We start from the raw sequence: 374 nt of genomic DNA on the forward strand, positions 1-374 counted from the left end.
CTGCACACCCGAGGTGATGATCGGCGCGTCGTTGGTGCCGGTGATCGTGATCGTGACCGTCTGCGTCGCCGTGCCGCCGTGGCCGTCATCGACGGTGACGTCATAGGTCTGCGTCAGGGTCTGGCCAGACTGCAGGGAGTCGAGCACACTGTCGGCCACCTGGAAATTCCAGCCGACCTTGTCGCCCGCCTGATCGACGGGATCGAGCGCGAAGGTGCCGAGATAGCCGTTGCCACCTGCCTTGAAGCTCGCCGTATGCGTGTCGAGCGTGTCGACGTCGCTAAAGCCAACCGCACCACCCTGCATATGCGTGACGTTATTTTCGTCGGTCGCCTTGTCGGCGATCTCCGTCACAGCACCGCTCTGCACACCCG

1 protein-coding gene is annotated in these 374 nt (G+C 63.6%); it reads right to left on the minus strand.

The window, feature by feature from the left end:
* Positions 1-354, minus strand: a 354-nt coding sequence (locus L981_RS32665; RefSeq protein ID WP_210166429.1) for a VCBS domain-containing protein, incomplete at its 3' end; no start/stop codon positions are given.
* Between the last annotated feature and the right edge of the window lie 20 nt (positions 355-374).

Origin of the sequence: Ensifer sp. ZNC0028 (genome assembly GCF_000799055.1) — a bacterium.
In the GTDB taxonomy this organism is placed as follows: domain Bacteria; phylum Pseudomonadota; class Alphaproteobacteria; order Rhizobiales; family Rhizobiaceae; genus Ensifer.